At 40.6% G+C, this 21,756-nt stretch carries 17 protein-coding genes; 4 read left to right on the forward strand and 13 right to left on the reverse strand.

Annotated elements, in window-relative coordinates; translation table 11 throughout:
• Positions 1 to 763: hypothetical protein (locus KCG35_RS11665; protein WP_215819877.1), on the forward strand; the 763-nt coding region annotated here is incomplete at its 5' end.
• A 183-nt stretch (positions 764 to 946) separates the two neighbouring features.
• Here the strand turns inward: KCG35_RS11665 and KCG35_RS11670 are convergent.
• The 10 genes from KCG35_RS11670 to KCG35_RS11715 all read right to left on the reverse strand — a co-directional run bounded on the left by KCG35_RS11670 (position 947) and on the right by KCG35_RS11715 (position 12,764).
• Positions 947 to 2,203 carry a glycosyltransferase gene (locus KCG35_RS11670; protein WP_215819878.1) on the reverse strand — a complete coding sequence of 419 codons (1,257 nt, stop codon included), beginning with the start codon at positions 2,201 to 2,203 and terminating at the stop codon, positions 947 to 949.
• Positions 2,200 to 4,602, reverse strand: a complete 2,403-nt coding sequence (locus tag KCG35_RS11675) for a polysaccharide pyruvyl transferase family protein (RefSeq protein ID WP_215819879.1) — start codon at positions 4,600 to 4,602, stop codon at positions 2,200 to 2,202. Before KCG35_RS11675 ends, KCG35_RS11670 begins: the two co-directional genes overlap by 4 nt.
• A 36-nt stretch (positions 4,603 to 4,638) precedes the next feature.
• Positions 4,639 to 5,433, reverse strand: a complete 795-nt coding sequence (locus KCG35_RS11680; RefSeq protein ID WP_215819880.1) for a phytanoyl-CoA dioxygenase family protein — start codon at positions 5,431 to 5,433, stop codon at positions 4,639 to 4,641.
• Between the two features lie 12 nt (positions 5,434 to 5,445).
• Positions 5,446 to 6,258 carry a glycosyltransferase family 2 protein gene (locus KCG35_RS11685; protein ID WP_215819881.1) on the reverse strand — a complete coding sequence of 271 codons (813 nt, stop codon included), beginning with the start codon at positions 6,256 to 6,258 and terminating at the stop codon, positions 5,446 to 5,448.
• A gap of 4 nt (positions 6,259 to 6,262) precedes the next feature.
• On the reverse strand, positions 6,263 to 7,585 hold the full coding sequence (locus KCG35_RS11690) for a flippase (RefSeq protein ID WP_215819882.1): 1,323 nt from the start codon (positions 7,583 to 7,585) through the stop codon (positions 6,263 to 6,265).
• A complete protein-coding gene (locus tag KCG35_RS11695) occupies positions 7,551 to 8,555 on the reverse strand; it encodes a GDP-L-fucose synthase family protein (protein WP_230409157.1) in 1,005 nt (334 codons plus the stop codon). The genes KCG35_RS11690 and KCG35_RS11695 overlap by 35 nt, the downstream gene beginning before the upstream one ends.
• Positions 8,521 to 9,603, reverse strand: a complete 1,083-nt coding sequence (gene gmd, locus KCG35_RS11700) for a GDP-mannose 4,6-dehydratase (protein WP_215819884.1) — start codon at positions 9,601 to 9,603, stop codon at positions 8,521 to 8,523. Before gmd ends, KCG35_RS11695 begins: the two co-directional genes overlap by 35 nt.
• A 397-nt stretch (positions 9,604 to 10,000) precedes the next feature.
• A complete protein-coding gene (gene galE / locus KCG35_RS11705; RefSeq protein ID WP_215819885.1) occupies positions 10,001 to 11,020 on the reverse strand; it encodes a UDP-glucose 4-epimerase GalE in 1,020 nt (339 codons plus the stop codon).
• Positions 11,021 to 11,333: 313 nt separating this feature from the next.
• Positions 11,334 to 12,173 carry a carboxylating nicotinate-nucleotide diphosphorylase gene (gene nadC / locus KCG35_RS11710; RefSeq protein ID WP_215819886.1) on the reverse strand — a complete coding sequence of 280 codons (840 nt, stop codon included), beginning with the start codon at positions 12,171 to 12,173 and terminating at the stop codon, positions 11,334 to 11,336.
• A gap of 72 nt (positions 12,174 to 12,245) precedes the next feature.
• On the reverse strand, positions 12,246 to 12,764 hold the full coding sequence (locus tag KCG35_RS11715) for a retropepsin-like aspartic protease family protein (RefSeq protein WP_215819887.1): 519 nt from the start codon (positions 12,762 to 12,764) through the stop codon (positions 12,246 to 12,248).
• A gap of 699 nt (positions 12,765 to 13,463) precedes the next feature.
• Between KCG35_RS11715 and KCG35_RS11720 the strand changes: the two genes are divergently transcribed.
• The 3 genes from KCG35_RS11720 (at position 13,464) to KCG35_RS11730 (ending at position 17,486) form a co-directional block, all read left to right on the forward strand.
• A complete protein-coding gene (locus tag KCG35_RS11720) occupies positions 13,464 to 15,872 on the forward strand; it encodes a DUF1631 domain-containing protein (protein WP_215819888.1) in 2,409 nt (802 codons plus the stop codon).
• 122 nt (positions 15,873 to 15,994) lie between these two features.
• Positions 15,995 to 16,555, forward strand: a complete 561-nt coding sequence (gene ampD, locus KCG35_RS11725) for a 1,6-anhydro-N-acetylmuramyl-L-alanine amidase AmpD (protein WP_309227362.1) — start codon at positions 15,995 to 15,997, stop codon at positions 16,553 to 16,555.
• Positions 16,556 to 16,571: 16 nt separating this feature from the next.
• A complete protein-coding gene (locus KCG35_RS11730) occupies positions 16,572 to 17,486 on the forward strand; it encodes a hypothetical protein (protein ID WP_215819890.1) in 915 nt (304 codons plus the stop codon).
• 50 nt (positions 17,487 to 17,536) lie between these two features.
• Here the strand turns inward: KCG35_RS11730 and KCG35_RS11735 are convergent, their stop codons facing one another.
• The 3 genes from KCG35_RS11735 to KCG35_RS11745 all read right to left on the reverse strand — a co-directional run bounded on the left by KCG35_RS11735 (position 17,537) and on the right by KCG35_RS11745 (position 21,715).
• Entirely contained in the window at positions 17,537 to 19,534 is a 1,998-nt protein-coding gene (locus KCG35_RS11735; RefSeq protein ID WP_215819891.1) for a HAMP domain-containing sensor histidine kinase, read from the reverse strand.
• 214 nt (positions 19,535 to 19,748) lie between these two features.
• Positions 19,749 to 20,729, reverse strand: a complete 981-nt coding sequence (locus KCG35_RS11740; protein WP_215819892.1) for a ketopantoate reductase family protein — start codon at positions 20,727 to 20,729, stop codon at positions 19,749 to 19,751.
• On the reverse strand, positions 20,729 to 21,715 hold the full coding sequence (locus tag KCG35_RS11745; protein WP_215819893.1) for a GGDEF domain-containing response regulator: 987 nt from the start codon (positions 21,713 to 21,715) through the stop codon (positions 20,729 to 20,731). Before KCG35_RS11745 ends, KCG35_RS11740 begins: the two co-directional genes overlap by 1 nt.
• Positions 21,716 to 21,756 lie beyond the last annotated feature (41 nt).

Below are 21,756 nucleotides of genomic sequence, written 5' to 3' on the forward strand. Positions count from 1 at the left end.
TAAATGTGATTCTAATAGTGATCTATTTGAAAAGTTATTGGAACAAAGTTATGTACCTCAAGCCTTTCCAGGCTGTATTACAGATATAAAAGCTTATCTTGACTTTATTGAAGGACGTAAAAAATTTAACAAAGACATGATAAAAGGATATGGTAAACATGTCATTGAAGGGTACGGTATAACTATGCGTCTAAATAGCTATACCGATGAATTCCTGAAGGAGATTATTGCATATTTAAACTCAAATAACTTTTTAGATATATTGAAGGAAAAATTTGAAATCGATGAATTTTTAAATATAGAGACTGCAATTCAGAAAAACCTAAATAAATATGAAATTAGCCCTCATTGCGATACAAGTCGAAAAGCATTAACTTATATGGTTAATATATATACTGATAAAAGATGTGAGGACCTTTCAATTCATACTCACCTACTAAAGTTTAAAGAACAATACAGGTACCTCTCTTTGTTTTGGGAAACCAATAATGTTGACCCAGTTTGGGTGCCTTGGGATTGGTGTGAAACAGTAAAGTGCACATCGTCTAACAATAGCATTACTATTTTTAAGCCATCTCATGAAACACTACATGCTGTAAAACTTGATTATGACCATCTAGAATTTCAAAGAAATCAAATATACGGTAACCTCTGGTACGAAAAATCAAAAAAAACGGAAAATGTTCCTTGGCAAGATTTAGATATAGTGAACAGGAGAAATGTAGGTTTTATCAGGCGTGCGCTGAGTAAGCTAGGCCTATAGTTGTTTAATGCCCTTTTGTTTGGGGGCTTTTCTCCTGCAACCCAGTGATCATGGTGGTTTTAAGCAGGTAGCCACTGCTGATATTAGTAGTTAGTTATGTTACTTTCACTGCCATCTTTGCTTCCTCAACAAGGTGATAGAGATAATTAGCTCTTCACACAAAGACGCGTAGAACTCTAAAATTTATCCACCTAACACAGCATAATATTGCTGTAAGTATTGACGTGCGATCTTATTCAAATCAAATTTTTCTTCTACGCACTGTCTTGCGGCAAGCGATAAGGCATTTGGAGTACTGCTATTGAGCACCCAAGCCACGCCTTGTGCCAAATCCATTGTATCCATCGGTTTGGCAAGATATCCGTTTGTTTGGTGCTTAATAAGATCCCCCATGCCGCCAATGTCGAATGCAACACAAGGTGTTGCAGCAGCTAGTGCTTCAAGCACAGTATTTGCGAGATTTTCTTGACGAGATGGCGCAACAAAGACATCCGCTGCACTATACAATGCGTTTATAGAAACATCATCCCTCAAAGGAACGATATTAAACAATGGGAAATGGGCTGTATCCCCTTCACACTTATGCACTTTTTCAGCCCCAAAAATGACTAATGCTGTATTTGAAACATCAACCCATGTTTTCAAGTGACCCAAAGCTTTCTGTAACAAATCGTACCCTTTCCGATGATCTGCCGTACTGGAAACTGCACCAAATAAAATGAGTTGACTGTGCTGAGGCAAATTAAACATATCTCGTGCAACTGATTTTTGGATGGATTTATGGTATTTTAAATCCAATCCATTATGAATAACCTGGTGGAATTTCTCGGAAAACAAACGGCTTGACTGAGCACAAGACTTTAACCAATGACTGGGGGAAATCACGTGAATTGGTAGTGACTGCCAGTAACGCTGTTTGCGTTTATAAATCCACTGGTCCCAGTCCCACCCCGTTTCTTCTTTAGGCCGATTGTTCGAGCTATAACCTTCAATATAGCGATTAGAAGCCGGATCTTTTACATAATGCTCAGTACCACAAAAAGGCCACATGTCATGCAGGGTCCAAACTAATGGTGCATTAATCCTTGCTATTTCAGAAATACTGATCATTTCTCCATTGACCCAATGCAAATGTACAATATCTGTATCCATTTGGTTCAAGGTATGGTGTAAACCCGTTGGCACAATATTCAAGGAGCGATACCCTAAATTTTTACCATGTTGTAATCTTTGTAAAGGCATCACCCAGTGTCCTCTCGTCATTCGAATGCCCTTACTAAAAATGCCTTTTGGCCCGACCACCGTTGGATCAACGGTTAATTTTTCATTTACCACCATTTGGGAGTCTATTCCAATATGAAGCAACCCACGATGTATCCGGTAGGCTGCTTTGCTGGCCCCACCCATGCTGTCTGATACATTCACATGAACAACTTTCATAATAAGTCACCCAAGACTTCTACTAACTGATCAGGAAATGTAGGCTTGATAAGAACGCACCTTTTAACATCCAGATGGAATAAAGAATTGACTTGGGTAATGAGCTGTTCTGCTGTCAAAGACTCAAGAGAGGCACATGGTAACTGATGACTCTGAGCAAAGGCACTGAGCTTACCTTGGCCCAAGGTGTAATCTACAATAAAAGTAGGCTTCTGCAATACGGTGGAAAAAACAGCTGCATGAAATCGCATAGCAATCACCGCATCTGCCTGATTAAAATATTGCACATAAGCTCTAGGTGTTAATTCCTCTCTTAGGACAGAATAATCCAGATGCGCTGCGATTTTTGGATGGCTGGCTAACAAGTTCAGATAAAAAAAACGATCATCACCACCAAAGTGATTGGTACACATGGGCAGTGGTACAAGGGTTAAATTTTGATGGTTCTCAATCAGAGCCGCCAAAGCGTCAACCAAAATGTGCTCAAAACGACGCTTTATTTGCTCTGCTTCTTGAGGGGCAGCCTGTGGCATGTATTGATGATAAGGCCAATCACGTAAACCCAGTAAGAGGGTTTTGCCTACACCAAGTTTTGTTTTTGATGGATCAATGGCCATATTTTTTTTGGATTGTTCAAGCCTTACACTGTGCAACCAAGTGATAGCAGGATCCTCAGCAACCATATCCTTAGAATTTAAAACTCCTAGATGGGTAGCCAAATTTCTTGAGTAATCGTCACGATAAATTCGATGATCAGCCAGTTTCAATACACGAGCAATGGCGGTATTTTTTTGAGCATCCCCCAAGGGGCCTACTCCACAACCTAAAAGCAGAGACACCACCCCTTGCCTTTTTGCTTCTTCAAAGAGTACTTCCATTTCTGCAATTTCATTGATCGCCATAATGGGACCACCACCAAAAACCAACAAATCAAAACGAGGCATGTTTTGGATTGCGGTATCTATATCACAGATATCAGACCCTTCCAGTTCATCGAGTTGAGTTTTTGTCTCTTCTGAAATATAAGGATTTAGGGATGCAATACAAATGCTGAGCTCAGGATGGACTTTTCTTAAACTGGTGACAATCCCAGCCAGTATGGCTTTATCGCCTAAGGTTTCAGTCCCATACCAACCACAAATCAAAACTGTTGAAATACTCCTTTTTTGAGTGTTCAGTTCTTTTTTTCTGAGTCGTTTCCATTTTTTTCTAATGCGACTGCGGTGTGCTTGGAAACGCACTTTTTCAGAAATTACTTTGAGTGGGGTTGATAATAAGCGTTTTTTGATGGTGGTCTCATGTACCCCTAAATAACGTAAGAAATCTCTTACAATAATCCTGAACAAATCACTCCCCTCAGGTAAACCTACATAATCATGGCAACAGCTATTGCATTTTTGTTTAACAATGTTATGTAAATGGGCCTCATTTCCGAAGTAAGCAGTTGTAGTGTCCCCATCCAGTGCATTGCAAATCACCTGAGATTGAACGGCACAATACAATAGCTCCCCTCTAGAGGATAAGGTGACACCACGATGCTGCCAGTCACAGCCAGCTCTGCGCTTATGCCCAAACAGTATTTGCCCAATGAGAGATTGATAAAATAATTTTTGCTGTTCTGAAGTTTCATAATAACGGCACACACCCTGTAGAAACTCAGAAAAATGGATGACTTCGGCACGTGAAAAGCGGTAAGGATCATTAAACAACCAGGAAGTTTTACCTATTTGGTGAGCTTGAGAAGTATTGAGCGTGTATAAACGTTGGTGGGGAATGCCCAAACGAAACTTAATATAGACACCCTCTCGGATTGCATAGGCCAACAATTCATGCAAGTGAAGTACATTTTCACGAATCACAGTACACCCAATTCTGACCTGGTCCACTTTGGGGTGATTCACGACTTCTTTAAGTACCTGTGTTGCACTGACAAAATTGCCTGGTCGACCACGAACCCGATCATGTACTTCACCCACACCATCTAATGAAACCATCACATCAAAACAGCCACCACGTTGTTTAACGACAGCACCTATTTCATCAATACACTGAAGAACACGATCCGATTTTAAAGCATTGGTAATTAAGCTGATGGTTTGTAGTTTGGGTAGCCTATCAAACAGAACTGCAACCAAGTCTGCAGCATCTTTTCTCAGAGTAGGTTCACCTCCATTGATCCCGACAAATCGTATTTCAGAAAATAAATCTGCTCTCAAAAGTTCAGTCAGTTGTGGTGGTGTGATTTGTTGGTCCAACTTCATCTGCCAAATATGACACATCTGGCAACGAGCATCACAAATATCATTGATTGGAAACTGCATCACAATGGGCTTTTCAATTGGCCAAGGTTTTTTTTTAAATACCTTCAAAAATGTTGATACAGCATGTGCAGTATTCATAATAAAGCCTAATATCGAGTTAAAATACGCCCCAACCTACTTGATCGCTTGAGCAAACCAAGATTTCTGTGGTAAATCAACTTGCTGCTTTGAATAACGAGACTGCAGTGAGCTTGGGTTTCCACCACGCATCATCAATGGCGACCCCCTGGGTGTGTAAATAGAAGCAATCCCCTGGTAAGAAACCCGATAAGCACGTCGGTTGGTCACAACGTTCACTTCATCGCTGGAGTGACAAAGCATGGCATCAAAAATCAGTACATCTCCAGCTTTTAACTCCACATACTTTGCTGCAGACTCATCAATATAACGAGTGTCTAAACGATCATGATGGGTTTCCCCTTTTACACGGTGCCAAGGTAGATAACCTTTCTGATGTGATACTGGAATGACTTTCAGTGCATCATTCGAAACTTGAACATCATCTAATGCCATCCATACCACATATTTTTTAGGTTCGTGGGGGCGTGAAATAAAATCCTGATGCCAGGGCACTGCATTCACTTTATTTTTTGGCTTATAGACCAAGCTATTCTCGTAGAGGAAAATATCTGGTCCAAGCACACCTTCTAGCACATCAAGTACTCTGTGTTGCTTTGCCAGCGACTGGAACTCTGGGTGACGCTGGTAAAGATCGTATAGGACTCCCTGATCATACCGATGCCTTAAATAATAGGACGAAAATGGATCTTCTAAGCCCATTTCGGCATGATGATGAATTTGATCAACCAACTGAGGTATGGGGGGTAATATTGCTGGATCGATGACTTGGCACAGTACGCTATAACCTTGTTTTTTAAGTGCCAAAACAGATTGTTTTCTTGACTCCATCAGAGCGGACCCTCAGCTCGGCTGAGCTGCTAATTTATTTTTAATGGCCAAAAAAAATAACCGATACTTTGGATAAATTAACCACCAAACAAGATAAATATAATGCCACAGGCTATTGCAACAATTTTTTTCATGCACTTTCTTTTCTTCTGTGAACCGGTTCAGTAAGCTTTGTTGGTCTGTTTTGGAGCTTATGCCTGTGTCCCGCATGACTGTTAAAACTAAATAAGTTTTTTTTAGACTGGCTTTTTTAAGATAAGCACGTAAAAACCAATCATAATCCATGGCGATTTTAAAATGAGTATCAAATAAACCGATGGTATCAAACAATGTTTTTTTACACAAAGCACCTTGATGAAATATACCTGTTTTTATATTGATCCAGGCATTAAATCCCCTAGGTTTTTGTAAAGAAAGATTGGGATTAGATCCATATAAAATATTGCATGCATATACATCATAGCCTGGTTTTTTTTTCATAAAATCAGCCACGACACTCAAGCTGTTTGACGTATGAAAGTAATCATCGGCATGTAAAAAAAGAATATAGGCACCTTGCGCATGGCCAAGCCCTTTATTCATGGCGTCTGCTATGCCTTGGTCTGGCTCCGTTTGCCAGTAATCAATGATATCTTGATGTTTTTGAATCACTTCCAAAGTGCCATCACTAGAACCACCGTCAATGACAATATATTCATAATCTTGAAAGTTTTGTTCTTTAATGCTAATAAAAGTACTTTCAATAAAGTCGACCGCGTTATAACAGACTGTAATGATACTGATCAAAGGCTTAGATGTTCTGTGGATCTGCTTAAAATTCTTCATAAGATTAAGCCATAAATCCCTTAATATAGGTAGGTAATCCCTTCAGCCACAAGGCACGAGTTTTCATGAAAAACAGTGACCGCATGGCTGGATGGAAAAGATCAAATAAATAAAAGGCAATGGCCAATGAACACACCGTTGCCATGGCTGCACCCACTGCACCATATTTTGGAATTAATAAATAGTTTAATAAAAAATTGGTGATGGTACCCACTGAGGTTCGATACAAAGCGAGTTTCACTTTGCTTTCTGCAAAAATCCAAGACCCAGAACACATCCCCAAGGCCACAAATAGCAAGCCCCAAATATAAATCATGAGTACTGTACTGGCCTTAGCATATTCAACACCAAACAGTACTTGGATGATTACAGGTGCGAGGCACATGGTAGGTAAGATCACCAAAAAAGACATCAAAACCAATAACATGAACAAATTCTGTAAGCTACTCAAATATTCCACTTGAGACTTCAATTTGCTGGTCATAATGGCCGGAAAAGTCGAGTTGACCACTGCAGCGGGAATAAAGTACCAGGCGTCTGTCAATCGTACAGCCGTTGAAAAAACAGCCATGCTTTCCACACTCACCATAGCCGTCAACATGATCTGATCTAATCGCATACATAACAGTATAGCTACAGCTGATAGAGCTTCAGGCCAGCTTTCTAACAAGAGATTTTTTGCTTGGATCCTGCTGAAAGTCCAGCATATTTTAGCATCGACATTTTTGCGATAAAAAAACAAAGCAAGCAAGGCTATCAGGAAAAGCTCTAGGGCGCCCACCCAAGCAAAATAGATCACCGAAGCTCCAGAAAAAATTAAACTCACTTTAAAAAAACTGACCAGCAAAAAAGCTATGCTTTTGTATTGAACAGAATATTTGGCAGCCGTCTGAGATTGAAAGAACAACTCAATGACATCGAATGCTAAAAATAGATTGCCTAATCCTGCAATGATCATCAAACCATGAGCATCACGAGGGACTAAATCAAAGACAATAATGATCAAGAGTAAAACCAAAAAGCTAACCAGAGCAGCCCCCAGCCTCAACCCAAAAACAGTACCCAATAGTTCAGCAGAAGCTTGACGGTCTTTCACCAACTCCCTCACCAAAATACGATTCAACCCCAGTGAAATCAAGGGTACAAATAAGCCCGAAAATACAAAAGCATAATTCAACAGGCCAAAATCCTGAGGACCTAGATATCTGGCAATATAAGCAAATAAAAAAATACTGATAAAAATGCGTAACCCGCGTTCAGCAAGCAACCAAAATGTATTGTACAAATGGGGCTTAATCCGTTGAAACTTTTGACTGATACCAGGCATAGGTGATCTGAAGCCCTTCTTCCAAGCTTACACGGGGTTGCCAATTGAGCGCCTGTATACGATCAATGGCCAATTTTTTTTGGAGCGTACCATCTGGTTGGTTGCTATCAAACTGGATGCTCCCAGAGTAACCCGTGATTTCCTTAATGTGCTGAGCCAAGTCGGCAATAGTCAGGTCTTTACCAGTGCCCACATTCAAATGAGCACACATTGGCTGAGTGCCTTGATGATAGGTGTCTTGGGGTTGCCGTAAAACATGCAGACAAGCCTCGGCTAAATCGTCCACATACAAAAATTCACGTCGTGGTGACCCACTGCCCCAAACGGTGACATGAGGCAGTTGTTTCAGCTTGGCTTGATGAAATTTATGAATTAAAGCAGGAATAACATGACTGTTTTTATCTGCAAAGTGGTCTTCAGGACCATAAAGATTACAGGGCATCAGGGTACGATAATCAGTGCCATACTGCCGATTGTAAGACTCGCAAAGTTTAAGTCCTGCAATCTTAGCAATGGCATAGGGTTCATTGGTAGGCTCTAGGGGGCCAGACAATAAAGCCTTTTCTTGGATTGGTTGTTCCGTATATTTAGGATAAATACAAGAGCTGCCCAGAAAAAGCAAAGTCTTTACCCCTGTTACATAGGCTGCATGGATGACATTGCTTTGTATCATTAAATTGTTATAAATAAACTCTGCAGGATAAGTGTTGTTGGCCCAAATTCCCCCCACTTTGGCTGCAGCTAATATGACCACATCGATCTCCGATTGCTCAAAAAAGTCACGCACAGCACATTGCTGGGTTAAATCTAAGTCGGCATGACATCGAGTAATGCGGTTTGGATAATCTTGTTTGGACAAGGCACGCATGATGGCTGAACCCACCATGCCTTTATGACCCGCAATATAAATTCGTGAGTCTTTTTTTAGCATGAGATTAAAGAGACTGCTCGGCCAAACGTAGGTCAGCATGGACCATGTCTTTCACCAATTCGGAAAAGCTGATTTTTGGAGTCCAGCTCAATTTCTCTCTGGCCTTACTGGCATCCCCTTGCAGAGAGTCCACCTCAGTCAACCGATAATAACGTGGATCAACGGCCACAATGGTTTTTCCTGTACTCTGTTCAATGCCTACTTCTTCCATCCCATGTCCCTGCCAAACCATGAATATGGATAGCTCCTGACAGACGGCCTCAACAAATGCACGCACACTGTATTGTTTGCCTGTAGCCAAAACAAAGTCTTCCGGCTGGTCTTGTTGCAACATGAGCCACATGGCCTGGACATAGTCTTTGGCATGTCCCCAGTCTCGCTTGGCTTCTAGGTTACCCAAGTATAGACAGGGTATTTCTTGGGGGCTTGGTGCACTGGTATTGGCAGTAAGCGCTAACTTGATGCGAGTTAAAGCTCGGGTGATTTTACGGGTTACAAAGGTTTCTCCCCGAATGGGAGACTCATGATTAAAAGCAATTCCGTTACAGGCATAAAGACCATAAGCCTCTCGATAGTTCACTGTAATCCAATAAGCATAAAGCTTGGCAACGGCATAGGGGGAGCGCGGATAAAAGGGTGTGGTTTCTTTTTGTGGGACTTCTTGCACTAAGCCATATAGCTCGGAAGAGGATGCTTGATAAAAACGCACTTGATCCACCAACTTAAGACTACGCATGATTTCAAGTAGCCGCAAAGTACCCAAAGCATCGGAGTTGGCTGTATATTCTGGTTCCTCAAAAGAAACGGCAACATGGGACTGGGCCGCCAAATTATAAATTTCAGTGGGCTGTGCAGTTTGTACAATGTGCATTAAACTAGATGCATCCGTCATGTCTCCATGGTGTAAAATAAATTTTCTATGCTCAATATGAGGTGCCTGATACATATGATCGATGCGTTGAGTATTCAACAAAGAAGTCCGGCGTTTTACACCATGCACTCGATAACCTTTGTTCAATAATAGTTCTGCTAAATAGGCCCCGTCTTGACCTGTAATCCCGGTAATCAGCGCGACTTTCTCTTCCACTGGGTTATGGCTTCCTAATATTTATTATTAATCATCTTGCTACTCAGCTAAAGTATGGATTTTAGAGCATAGGGATGGGAAAACCTAAACACCTATTAACTAACTTTTAATTACTAGCTTATTATTGTGTTCTGGTCTACTTCAACTGGACATTTTCTTTTTGAGAATTTTGGTGCTAAATCGATTTCATATTGGTTTTATTGAGTGGCCCATTGATTGATCAGTAATGGACGTTCAAATCCTTTTATACGGCATGTTTCGGCTTTCTTTCCACTCTCGTTAAGTTCCTTACGCTAAATGGCTAATTAAATTATCAAATTTATCTGTATAAATAGGTTGCGAGTAAATATTTTAAACGCAGTGTAAAGAATTGTTAAAGTGAATAGTGCTAGTATTGTTATTGTGGTTTATATCCACCCGGATTCCCCTCCTGCCAACGCCAAGTGTCTTCTACCATATCTTGTAATCCTAACTCAGCCTTCCAATGTAATTCTTTGGCTGATAAATCTGGATTGGCGTAACAGGCTGCTATATCTCCGGGTCTTCTTGCGACAATATCGTATGGGACAGGCCTACCGCTGGCTTTTGCAAATGCATTCGCCATTTCCAGTACGCTATAACCTGTACCTACGCCTAAATTATAGGCTTTGCAGCCAGGGGTTTCCTGGATTTTCTCTAATGCTTTAACGTGACCTCTGGCCAAGTCAACCACGTGTATATAATCTCTTACCCCTGTGCCATCTTTAGTGTCATAGTCATCGCCAAAAACATGGAGTTTTTCGCGTTTACCAATAGCAACTTGAGAAATAAAAGGCATTAAGTTGTTTGGTATACCTTGTGGATCTTCTCCAATGAGTCCTGACTTATGTGCACCCACTGGGTTAAAGTAGCGTAGTATTATTAAATTCCAATGACGCTCTGCTTGGTAAAGGTCTCTTAGAATTTCTTCAATCATGAGTTTTGAGCGACCATAAGGATTTGTCGCTGAAAGTGGGAAGTCTTCAGTGATAGGGAGGCTTGCTGGATCACCATAGACTGTCGCTGAGGAACTGAAAACGAAGTTATGAACTTTATGTTGTTGCATCACCTGGATAAGATTCAGCGTGCCAGTGATGTTGTTTTCGTAGTAGGTCAGTGGTATTTGAGTTGACTCACCAACTGCTTTTAAGCCAGCAAAATGTATTACCGCATAGAAAGAATGTTCTTTAAAAACTCTTTCCATACTTTCTTTATCACGAATATCCGCTTTGATAAAAGTGAGTTCTTTATTACAAATTTTTTGAACGCGGTTAAGAGCTTCACTGCTACTGTTGCATAAATTATCAACAACAACGATGTCATAATTCGCATTGAGTAGCTCTACACAAGTGTGGCTGCCTATATAGCCAGCTCCGCCAGTAACAAGAATTTTTTTCATAAAGTTTTTGTGTTTAAACCGTAGGTTAGCAAGATCAGTAATACTGATTAACAAGTAGTGTGTAAAGTATATACCTATAGTGAAGGGTTTTTAGGGACGTCCGTCAAGTGATGAGGTTTCAGGGCATGCCTGTTACTGTAAGATTTGAGGTAGTTACTTTAATTTACATAACGTTGCTGGACGACAATTATAAGTAACCAGTAGGACAGTAAAACCTACCAATGTATTGGGTATACATTAGAACAGCGTTACTTGTCCGTTAAGGTAAGCGCTAAGAATTACACGTATAAAAATGATTTGTGTAGGGTGTGTTTCATTGAAAGCGCATAGATAGGTCAACAGCTTGGCAATTTTTGGTCAGGTCGCCGATGGATATATAGTCAACACCTGTCTCTGCAATGCTGACAATGGTTTTTTCACTGACATTTCCTGAGGCTTCAAGCTTCGCCTGCTTTTGATTGATTGATACGGCCTGTTTCAGATCATCAATTGAAAAGTTATCCAGCATGATGATATCCGCTTTAGCAGCCAAGGCTTGATGCAGCTCTTGTAGGTTTTCTACTTCAACTTCAATGTTTTTACCTAAGTTTAGAGTGCGCGCATTATTGATTGCTGCAGTAATGCTACCACAGGCTGCAATGTGGTTTTCTTTTATAAGAAATGCGTCGTACAAACCTATGCGATGGTTATAGCAGCCGCCTTGGGTAACAGCATATTTTTGTGCTAACCGTAGACCAGGGAGTGTTTTGCGAGTATCGAGTAGTTTAACGTTGGTATGGGCTACTGACTTTGCATAGTGGCTACAACGTGTTGCTGTTCCTGATAGTGTTTGTAAAAAGTTAAGTGCTGTGCGTTCTGCTGTGAGTAAGCTGCGTGCAGTGCCAGAAATAGTAAGAAGTTGCTGATTAGGGGTAACGTGGTCACCTTCACTCACTTGCCAATGGAGGTTAATGGTTGAGTCAACTTTTTGAAATGTGGCATCAACCCATGGACGTCCACAAATAACGGCATTTTCACGTGAAATAATAGTGGCTGTCGCATTTTCATCTGCAGGAATGAGGTTAGCGGTAATATCACCATTGCCAATATCTTCAGCAAGGGCAAGTGTGGTGATTTGGTCAATACTGTCTTGCAATTGTTGATTGGAGTACATAGCCAACTGAGGGTATTTAGTTAAGGGTAGAAAATATGGACAAGAGTATAGCGAGCTAAAAACATGATGTCTTTATGAAGACGTTTTTAGTATTAAGGTATTGCCTTGCTGGGTAAACTCTACATGTTTAAGGGCGCTCATGCCCAGTAGAACTTCTTCATCATCCATATGAGGGTTGATATTGGCAGGAATATCATAAAGTTCGATATCGCCAATAGTGAGTTGTTGAATAGTTGAGTAGTAAACTTTTGCCCTTCCATTTGCGGTGTGAACATAGCCTTGGCCTTGTCTGGTCATGCCAAGTTGATCTGCTATCGCTTCAGGGACTGATACGTTAGTGGCCCCTGTGTCAACCAGAAAAGTGACATCTTTTTGATTTATCTTGCCAGACAACACGTAGTGACCATATCGATTCCGTTTTAAGAAAACTTGTATTTCACCACTTGGGGCGTGGGAAACTTCAAGTTGTTGGTTTGGGTTGTTTTGTGACGACTCAAACCTCGCAAAGATAGATGTCAATACCAGTAAAGCGATTGTCCAGCCCGCAATCATCATGCCTTTGCCTAGCTTGCTATGGGGATTGGTTTGCATCAAAAAGCTCTCGTGTCACCTCAAAAACGAACTCTATAGTATTACAAAAAAAGGTAAGTATGAAATGCACTGGTCAGAGGCTCAGAAGTTACTGCTGAAGTCTCATCTTTGGCTGGTGGGGTCAATAGAAAAAGGGGCCGTGGCTGATTAGATTAAGTGAGTAATATGGGACAACAAGTAACGCAGTATATAAAGTTGAAATATATTTCAATCTATTTATAGCTTATTGCATTAAAAATGTGTGGTAATGAATGAGTAATATTGTTCAGCTTGTGAATCAGCAGTTTTCTTTTTTTGGGTTGTTTTTAGGCTAAACGAGCTCTTATCTCCCTCATTCAACCTTTCATCAAACAATGTTATAGCAAATCAAAATAAATGTTTCATTTTGATGATTTATAAGAAATAAGTAAAGACATAAAAATGACACAAAACCTATAAAAGTGTGACTGGTTCACCAATATTTTCTTTTTGTGATCTTTTTGCGACAATATTAACGCTATAATTGACTAGGCAGTGTACTTTTTTCTCCTATTAGTCCGGGAATTGATTCTATAGGGAGGGCAAGAGCCTGCTTTGTTGGGAGTTCGATACTTCAGGGAATGTGACGCTAATAACTTATACTTGCTTATGTAGTGAAACAAATCAGTAAGTAACGCATCACTTCAAAGTAGTGCTTGGTTTAGTACGGAGATGCAGAATATGAACCATGAGTCTAAAGTAGTACCGATAAGTAAGATTTCTAATCAGGGTGGTTCAACTGTATTGAATGCGAGACTTTCACCGCTTCTAAACCAGCTTGCAGAGAGCTTCAATAACCATCTACGAAGCGCATTAGGCAACTTGTTTGAAAATGTTGATGATGTGTTATTTGAACGGGCTGATCGCGCAGGGAGTAATTTAGAGCAAAACTCATTTTTCGAAGCCATGCGTGAAGTACGTTTAAAGCGTACCTCTATCATTTCAACATTTCATGATGAGTATAAGCGTAACTTCTCTCAACTCGCTAAAGCAAAAGATCAGTCTGCTACCCTGGCTTATGATAGCTTTAGTGCTGATGCACTATCCTTGGTACAAAATGATGATTTAGAAGAAGCTGTTGCTGTTGAGACAATGGTTTCTAAGGTGCTCAATCATGATGTCAGCATGAACTTGATGCATTTAACACTTCGTCTTGATAGTTTAGTCCCCCAACAAACCATAAATGATAAGAGCAATCCGCTAGGTCCTCATAGCCTTTGCACAGCTTTTGTACATGCCTGTAAATCGGTTGATGCTGAAATCAAAATTAAGCTTGTCATCTTTAAGCTTTTTGAAAAGTATGTGCTTGGTGAGCTAGATAAGTTTTACAGTGATGCGAATAATCTATTGAAAACTTCAGGTGTAATGCCTCACCTTACTGCGGCACAAGCAGCTCGACGACCGGGTCAACGACCATCATTATCAACCTCCAGAAGAACACAGGCTCAAGGGACTGAAACAGCAGGTGGGGAGGGTTCAGGCTTCGCTGCCTCAGGGGCGGATGGAGGTGCAGAGTATCAGCTTGCTCAGGAGTTCTTCAGTGAATTACGTGGCTTATTAGGTCATTATCGTCCTCAGCTTCCGCCAGCGGCTTCATCTAATCAGCCTGTAATTGACCATACGCAACTTATGTCTGCACTCTCACAGCTGCAACATCAACCTATTTTTCAGGTTGGCCGCTTGGATGACATGCAGAATACAGATCTTGCTGTTCAGGTGAGAGGGCTTGTCCAACAGCAAGCTCATAAGTCACTTGGCGAGGTTAATGAGGATGTGATTAACCTGGTATCTTTGGTATTTGAGTTCATCCTTGATGACCGAAATTTGCCTGAGAAATTTAAGGCGCTAATTGGCCGCTTACAAATCCCTATTCTAAAAGTCGCTATCATCGATAAGGCGGTATTTTGTAAAGCGGCTCACCCTGCTAGAAAATTACTGAATGAAATGGCTGCGGCCGCGTTGGGGTGTGATGAGCGTGATGATCAAGCACAGCAGGCTCTTTATAATAAAACAGACGAAATTGTACAGCGGGTACTTAACGACTTCACTGATAATGTTGAGCTTTTTAAAGAACTGCTTGAAGACTTTAACCTATTTCTTGAAAAAGAGCGTCATCGTGCAGGAATTCTTGAGCAGCGTACAAAAGATGCAGAAGAAGGTAAGGCGAGATCTGAAGTTGCCAGGGATACTGTTGATAAAACAATACAGGCTCGACTTATAAACGAAAATGTACCTGAGGTTGTGGCAAATCTACTGACGGATGCTTGGAGCAAGGTTATGTTTCTGGCTTACCTTAAAGAAGGTGAAGAGTCAGAGACTTGGCAGGATGCAATCAAGACCATGGATCAATTGCTATGGAGTATTACACCACATCAGCGTGTAGAAGAGCGTAAAGAATTATTGAGACTTGTCCCTCCTTTAATGAAAAAGATCAAGGAAGCTTTGACCAGTATTGCGTATGATCCTTTCAACATGAAAGAGCTTTTCGTGCAAATTAGAAATTTGCAAATTAAAAGCCTGAGGACTCCTCGACCAACGCAAGAAACTGAAGCAAGCCCGGTAACCTCTGACCCGTCTCAGCCTAAACAGCCTACAGTTTCAGAGGCTCCCGCAAAACAGTTACCCACTGCGCCTGAGTCCCCACCAAGGCAAGAAGCTGAAAAAGCTCAAAATAATAATGAAAAGGGGCAAGCAATGACGTCAGTAGAAAGTGGGCAGTCACTTGAGCAAGTGCAAACAGCCAATATGACAGCCATGGGAGTTAAGGTAGAAGACAATAAATTACAAGATAATCAAAAACCTTTGGTCAGTGATGCCAGCTTAGCCAAACTCGAAAGATTGAAAGTGGGTAGTTGGGTAGAGTTTGGTCAGTCAACTGAGAACCGATATCGTGCTAAGTTAGCCGCTTATATCAAACCTAACGGTAAGTATATTTTTGTTAACCGTACGGGAGTCAAAGTGGCTGAAAAGACGCATTTGGATTTGGCACTGGATATTGAAAACGGCAATATTACCTTGCTAGATGACGACCTGTTATTTGATCGAGCGCTTCAGTCGGTGATTGGTAACCTACGTAAAATGAAAGCATAACAACGTGTTGTAGTACTAGAAGTAAACACGTTGAGTATATTTTTCAGTTTTAATTGAGAGAATCTTCACTTCGCTTATGATAGCCTAACACATGATGTCTAATCATGTGTGGTGGCTTTGTTGTGTTTAAAACAATTGAAAGTGGGTTAATTGAAGGCGCAACGTTTTGTCCTAGCCCAAACTATAACAATCGTCCTGCCCCAGTCACTATTGACTTACTCGTTATTCATAATATTTCATTGCCACCAGGTCAGTATAATAACAACTATATCCGTCAGTTCTTTACTAATCAGTTGGATCCTAGTGATCATCCTTATTTTGCTGAAATTTCCAGCTTAAAAGTATCTGCTCATTTATTGATAGATCGACAAGGTGAAGTATTTCAGTTTGTTCATTTTAATAAAAGAGCATGGCATGCAGGTGAATCTGCATTCTTAGGACAACAAAACTGTAATGATTTTTCGATAGGTATTGAACTAGAGGGTACAGATCACCAACCTTATGAGGTCATCCAGTATCAGCAATTAGCTAAAATAACACAGGCGTTAATGAACTATTATCCTGCGATTTCATTGGATAGAATTGTTGGGCACAGTGATATTGCTCCAGCACGAAAAACAGACCCTGGACCTGCATTTGACTGGAAGTATTTTAAACACTTGCTGAAAAAAAACGGATTATAAAACTGGCGAGGCGACGATGCTTTTCTTGGAGATATTTATTGCCTTTGGGTGTTGTCAATTAAAACGATGGCGTGAGTCTATCCATCATGACCGTTGGTATTTTCTGTGGCTAAGCTTTTTGATGCGCTTGCTTAAGGTAAAATTGGTGCCTGATGTTCGCATTTGGTGTCTTGCCTGGAGTATTCCATTACTGTTATTAGCGGGTTTAACGTGGTTGCTGGAAGATATTTTATGGAATGGCCCTTTAGTTTTATTAAATGTTCTGGTTTTACTTTATAGTTTTGGTCGACAAGGATTTGTTAAGCGGCTTGATCGCGTGTTAGCTATTATGCGCACGGTTAACCCTGAAACGCTTTTTATTAGGACTGAGCAGATATTTCCTGAGTTTGCTCAACAAAAAATCACTGGGTTAGAAAATCAATATACCTTATTAAGACGCCAACTGTTTTATGACGCGCTTCAGCAGTTAATAACAGTCGTATTTTGGTTTGTATTGCTAGGCCCCTGGGCTGCATTGTTATATAGACTTAATGCATTGTATATTGACTATATGGAGGAACATAACCCTGCCTTGGTACGGGCTTCAATTGCTTGGGACTGCCTTTATCTGCTGGAGTGGCTACCAGCCAGGCTGCTAGCGGCCTCTTTTACACTTTCAGGCAATTTTGCAAGTGCATACCATGAGTTGAGACATATCTGGACGCATTGGACTGAAAAGCCAGGAGAGTTTGTGGCCCGGTGTGGACTCCAAGCATTGTCTTTACCGCTGAATCTGGAAGAGTTTTTACAGTTAAATGAGTGGCAGGAGCAGCAACAACTTGCCGTTGAAGAGCTTATGGCTATTCGAGAACTTCTGATGAGGACGCTTGTGGTGTGGGGGACTGGGTTGGCGATTATTGTAATAGGCTGGCATTTTAGCTTGGCAACATAATAGTCATGCATATCAAAGTAATACACACTTTGTGAAGGTAATACATTAATTTATGCTGCAATTGACGTCGCCAAAGGCAAACTAATGGTAAACCGTGTGCCTTCAGTGGGAGTAGACCTAACTTGCATTTTGCCTTTGTGATTATTTGTGATAATAAAGTAGGAAACCGATAGTCCCAAACCTGTTCCTGAGCCAACCTCTTTTGTTGTGAAAAAAGGTTCAAAAATACGAGTTCTCACCTCTGAAGTCATGCCAACGCCATTATCTTCCACAATAATGAGTGCCTGCTGCTCTTTTCTTTCTGTTTTTATGTTTATCAATCCGTCTGTGAGAGGCCTAGAACGCTGGTGTATAGCGTAGGCAGCATTTTTAATTAAGTTTAATAAAACTTGTTCAATCTCATTACTTATACAAGGTACCTTATCCAGTTGGGGATCAAAATAAGTTCTGATTTTGATGGTGTTGAGCTCAATACTTTGCTTAATTGCCAAGTCGCTATGGGCAATTTCAAGTGTTCGAGTAATAAGCGAGTTTAATTGAGTGGGTTGTAGCTGACGATTACTTCTTCGACTGAACTGTAACATATTATTGACTATTTTTGACGCACGTTGTCCGGCATCTTGTATATTGTTCAAAAAGTGAGATATACCCCTTTCTTCCAGATACTGATTTAACGACTGTATATCAATGTGTAACTTTTCTGCTAGTGCTTGGTTTTTAATTAAACTAGGGGACAGGCGTCGTTGAATATTTTGCGCACTGTGCACTATGCCTCCCAGAGGGTTATTGATTTCGTGAGCCATCCCTGCGGCGAGTCCTCCGACAGAAATCATTTTTTCATTTTGCACGATGGCTTCTTCAATAAACAGGCGTTGAGTGATGTCGTCTAACCGAATAACAGCGCCTTTTTTGGAAGAGAGATTGACCTCTGGTGAGCTGGTAAGAGGATAAACGATAATATCGAAATAATGAATTTCCTGACTTGGTTGTGTTATAGGAACTTTTTCAATAGTTTGAGCCTGGTTAACGGCTAAAGCCTTGTTAATTGTATCCTGATACTTTTCTAAAAAAGGAATTACTTGGTAAACAGATTTCTCATAGGCATCATTTGCACTAATTCCAAAGAGTAAACAGGCTTGCTTGTTCCATTGTTGAATTTGTTGGGATTGCTCGATAGCAATCAATGCTGAAGGCATTGAGTCGATGATATCACTTAAATATTTTTTTAAGTCTGTCAGTTTTTGCTCAATATGTGTGCGTACCTGTACTTCTAAGGCCAGCTTTTTATTTGTGCGCTGAGTTTCCAGGGCAAGGGTTTGTGCTTGCTGGCTGGCTTTTTCTGCTTGATCTCGGGCATTGATCAGTTGTCGATCTCGGGCTTGGATTTTGTTGAGCATTTTATTGAATGCCGTAGCCAAGATACCAAGTTCGTCATTATTAAACTTAGTTGCTCGTAAATTGTAGTTTTCATAGTCAGAAATAGTATGTGCTTGTTCAATTAAATGGAGAATTGGGTGAATAATAATATGCTTCACCCGACGTATTGCCAAAATACAAACCAGTCCGGCAGTGGCTATTATCGCTAGAATGGCAATATGAATCGCAAGTACTAATACATTGGATAATGATGGTTTGGCAGCAAGAATCAGGGTAACTGTTTGTTTTTTTTGGGGAAGGTAAACCATTAACTGACTTTTTTCAGTACTGAGTTCTGGCTGACTCTCTGTATTCTGAAAGGAAAGTAATAGCTTTTTATTTGAATCCAGTATGTTGATTGATTGTAACGAAGTGAGAGAACTGAGATTGGCAAGAAAGCTTTTACTTGCTTGAGGAGACTCTAATAGGTATGTAACTAAAACAGGATTACCAAATAATGCTTCAATTTGGTGTAAAGGTTGGGTGATGTTGTATTCTCGTGAAATCAAATAGGTGGTGATGGTTAGTGCCCCACAGGCGATAAGCACTAATGAGGTAGTCACAGAGATCAACAGCATGAGCAACTTGCCGCTGATTGAGTCATTTGCTAAGTATCGGCGAAAACTAGCCATAAATGAAAAAATACCTAGAAAAATAGACCATTAATGCCTATATAAGGACGTTGTTTACTACTAAAGTGCTTACGATGCGCCGCTTTCATCCACAGTCATATCTTACGACATAAAACGTATAAGATGCTTTTTAAGGTAGAATAGCAGCTCAATTATGCAATGCCTTTTGCTATGATGATTTGATGTTTTTTTCCTTATTAACTGAATTTATATGTTAAAAAATGCCTTTTTGTGCCAGCTGTTCCATTAATGCTGTGTGTGAGGGTAATAATAACCCAAGCTGCTTTGCTTCTGATAGGATAAAACCATTGATGTACATCAGTTCTGTTGGACGTTGGTGGGTAACGTCCATATAGGTTGAAGAGTAATTTTCAGCAGTTTGCTTTAGAACATGACAAACATGTTGAAAGAGAGGTTTTGTGAGAGCTATATGTTTGTTATCGAGTAGTTGCTCTGTTTCTTGACACAGTTTTTCAACCCACTTTAATCGATTGGGACAGGTAAGTAGCTCGCCATTTTTACATGTAAATAAAACAGTTAAGCCGTTGATACAGGCATTGACTGCAAGTTTTTGCCAAAGAAGAGGCTGAATGTCCTTAATAAATGTTACTTGCTGGCCCTGTGCTATTAGTTGTTGTTGAAAAATAGCAGAAAAATGAGGGTTAGTTTCAGAGGTTGTATGCCAGGGACCAATAGCTGTCTGGCCAAAGCCTGCATGAACCACATGTAGGAAATCTGTAGTATAAGCCCCTTGAGTGGTTGAGCCACACCAGAGTGTATGTATGGGGAACTGCTCTTTTACAGCTTGCTGGCTACCCATGCCATTTTGTAAAAGTAATATATGAGCTTGAGGGTGGAGAGTGTGCTGAACAGCGCTTAAGGCACTTAATGTATCTTGAGCTTTTGTGGTTACGATTAGCTTGAGAATAGGAGAAGAGTAATTTTGAATATTAGCAAGTCGACATTCACAAATGAAGGGAACATTCTGGGAGGCTTGTCGATAAGATAGCTTAGTGGTTATTAGGGCGGTACTCGAGCCATTGGTATATTGAAGGTAGCGTTCAGGCTTAGCTAAAATAATGCTATTCGGTGCGAGATCATACGCCCACAAGCACCCCATAGCACCACCACCTAAAATAAACCAAGGTGCTGCTTGGAAATGCTCAGGGGTGGAGGGAGCATTTGTTTTCGTCATTACGTGGAGGATTTACTGGCTATTAGCTCTGGTTTCCAATGTGTAACTGTAATCATACCGGTTTCAAATGACTTTGCTAACTGGCTACGTGCAATAACCAGAATTTGTTCTTGAGTAGGTAATTTTTGTTTGTTATCAGCTATACAAATACTGATGCCTACTTTGATAGATAAATAGCCGACAGATGTTTTAAATGCTTTAAGGTTTAGTCCCGCATGAAGCCGTCTAAAACCTTTTACATTAAATGCTTCCAGGTCATCATGTGTCGTGATGACTGCAAACTGTTCTTCTCCTGTTCGCGATAAAATATCCATTGGACGGATTAGCTGATGTAATCGGCGCGCCATACCGCGGATAATTTCTTGATAAATAGCCAGGCCATATTTTTCTTGAATGTCTTTACCATTTTGGAGTGCGACTACGAGTAAGCAGCAAGCTGCTTCACGAGACTCAACATGTCGCAGTGCATCACTCAACCGTTGCAGGCAGTAACGCAAATTACCCAGTCCGGTTAAAGGGTCAACCAGATTGCGCTTTTCCAGCACATTCATATTGTCAGTCAGCAGCTTATTTTCTTCTAATAAGCGGTTTTGCATGGAAGAGATGCGGTCAGCTGCGAAAATTCTGGGTAGTAGTTGGTCATTCATAACGGACTTATTAATGAAATCATCTACACCCCGGTCAAATGCTTCTTTTAGTGCACTGACCCCTTCCTTCGCTGTAAGCAGCATGACATACGTAAAGTGATGTAAGTTACTGTCAAGTATACGCACTTGATCTGTAAGCTCAAGCCCATCCATTTCAGGCATTAGCCAGTCAGCAATTAAAATATTGGCGGCTCGTTTTTCAAGTTGTTTTAAGGCTTCGTTAGCACTGCTGGCAAAACGAATATCTTTGAAACCGGCAGCCGTTAAGGCGCGTCCTATCATAATGCTACTGAACTTTGCATCATCGACCACAAGAATAGGGGTATTCAGATTCGCCATAATATACTTCTTATGTACCGCTTTATTGTTGTTTACTTTAG

It is taken from the genome of Zooshikella harenae, assembly GCF_018837975.1.
GTDB classification, from domain to species: Bacteria; Pseudomonadota; Gammaproteobacteria; order Pseudomonadales; family Zooshikellaceae; genus Zooshikella; species Zooshikella harenae.

Bases quoted from the DNA above. Each gene is read 5' to 3' on its own strand.
- KCG35_RS11695 (WP_230409157.1), bottom strand. From the start codon at position 8,555: ATGCTGACCTACGTTTGGCCGAGCAGTCTCTTTAATCTCATGCTAAAA.
- KCG35_RS11690 (WP_215819882.1), bottom strand. From the start codon at position 7,585: ATGCCTGGTATCAGTCAAAAGTTTCAACGGATTAAGCCCCATTTGTAC.
- KCG35_RS11745 (WP_215819893.1), bottom strand. From the start codon at position 21,715: ATGGCGAATCTGAATACCCCTATTCTTGTGGTCGATGATGCAAAGTTC.
- KCG35_RS11715 (WP_215819887.1), bottom strand. From the start codon at position 12,764: ATGCAAACCAATCCCCATAGCAAGCTAGGCAAAGGCATGATGATTGCG.
- KCG35_RS11735 (WP_215819891.1), bottom strand. From the start codon at position 19,534: ATGGCTAGTTTTCGCCGATACTTAGCAAATGACTCAATCAGCGGCAAG.
- nadC (WP_215819886.1), bottom strand. From the start codon at position 12,173: ATGTACTCCAATCAACAATTGCAAGACAGTATTGACCAAATCACCACA.
- KCG35_RS11675 (WP_215819879.1), bottom strand. From the start codon at position 4,602: ATGAATACTGCACATGCTGTATCAACATTTTTGAAGGTATTTAAAAAA.
- KCG35_RS11740 (WP_215819892.1), bottom strand. From the start codon at position 20,729: ATGACGAAAACAAATGCTCCCTCCACCCCTGAGCATTTCCAAGCAGCA.
- KCG35_RS11730 (WP_215819890.1), top strand. From the start codon at position 16,572: ATGCTTTTCTTGGAGATATTTATTGCCTTTGGGTGTTGTCAATTAAAA.
- galE (WP_215819885.1), bottom strand. From the start codon at position 11,020: ATGAAAAAAATTCTTGTTACTGGCGGAGCTGGCTATATAGGCAGCCAC.
- KCG35_RS11670 (WP_215819878.1), bottom strand. From the start codon at position 2,203: ATGAAAGTTGTTCATGTGAATGTATCAGACAGCATGGGTGGGGCCAGC.
- KCG35_RS11680 (WP_215819880.1), bottom strand. From the start codon at position 5,433: ATGGAGTCAAGAAAACAATCTGTTTTGGCACTTAAAAAACAAGGTTAT.
- KCG35_RS11720 (WP_215819888.1), top strand. From the start codon at position 13,464: ATGAACCATGAGTCTAAAGTAGTACCGATAAGTAAGATTTCTAATCAG.
- KCG35_RS11685 (WP_215819881.1), bottom strand. From the start codon at position 6,258: ATGAAGAATTTTAAGCAGATCCACAGAACATCTAAGCCTTTGATCAGT.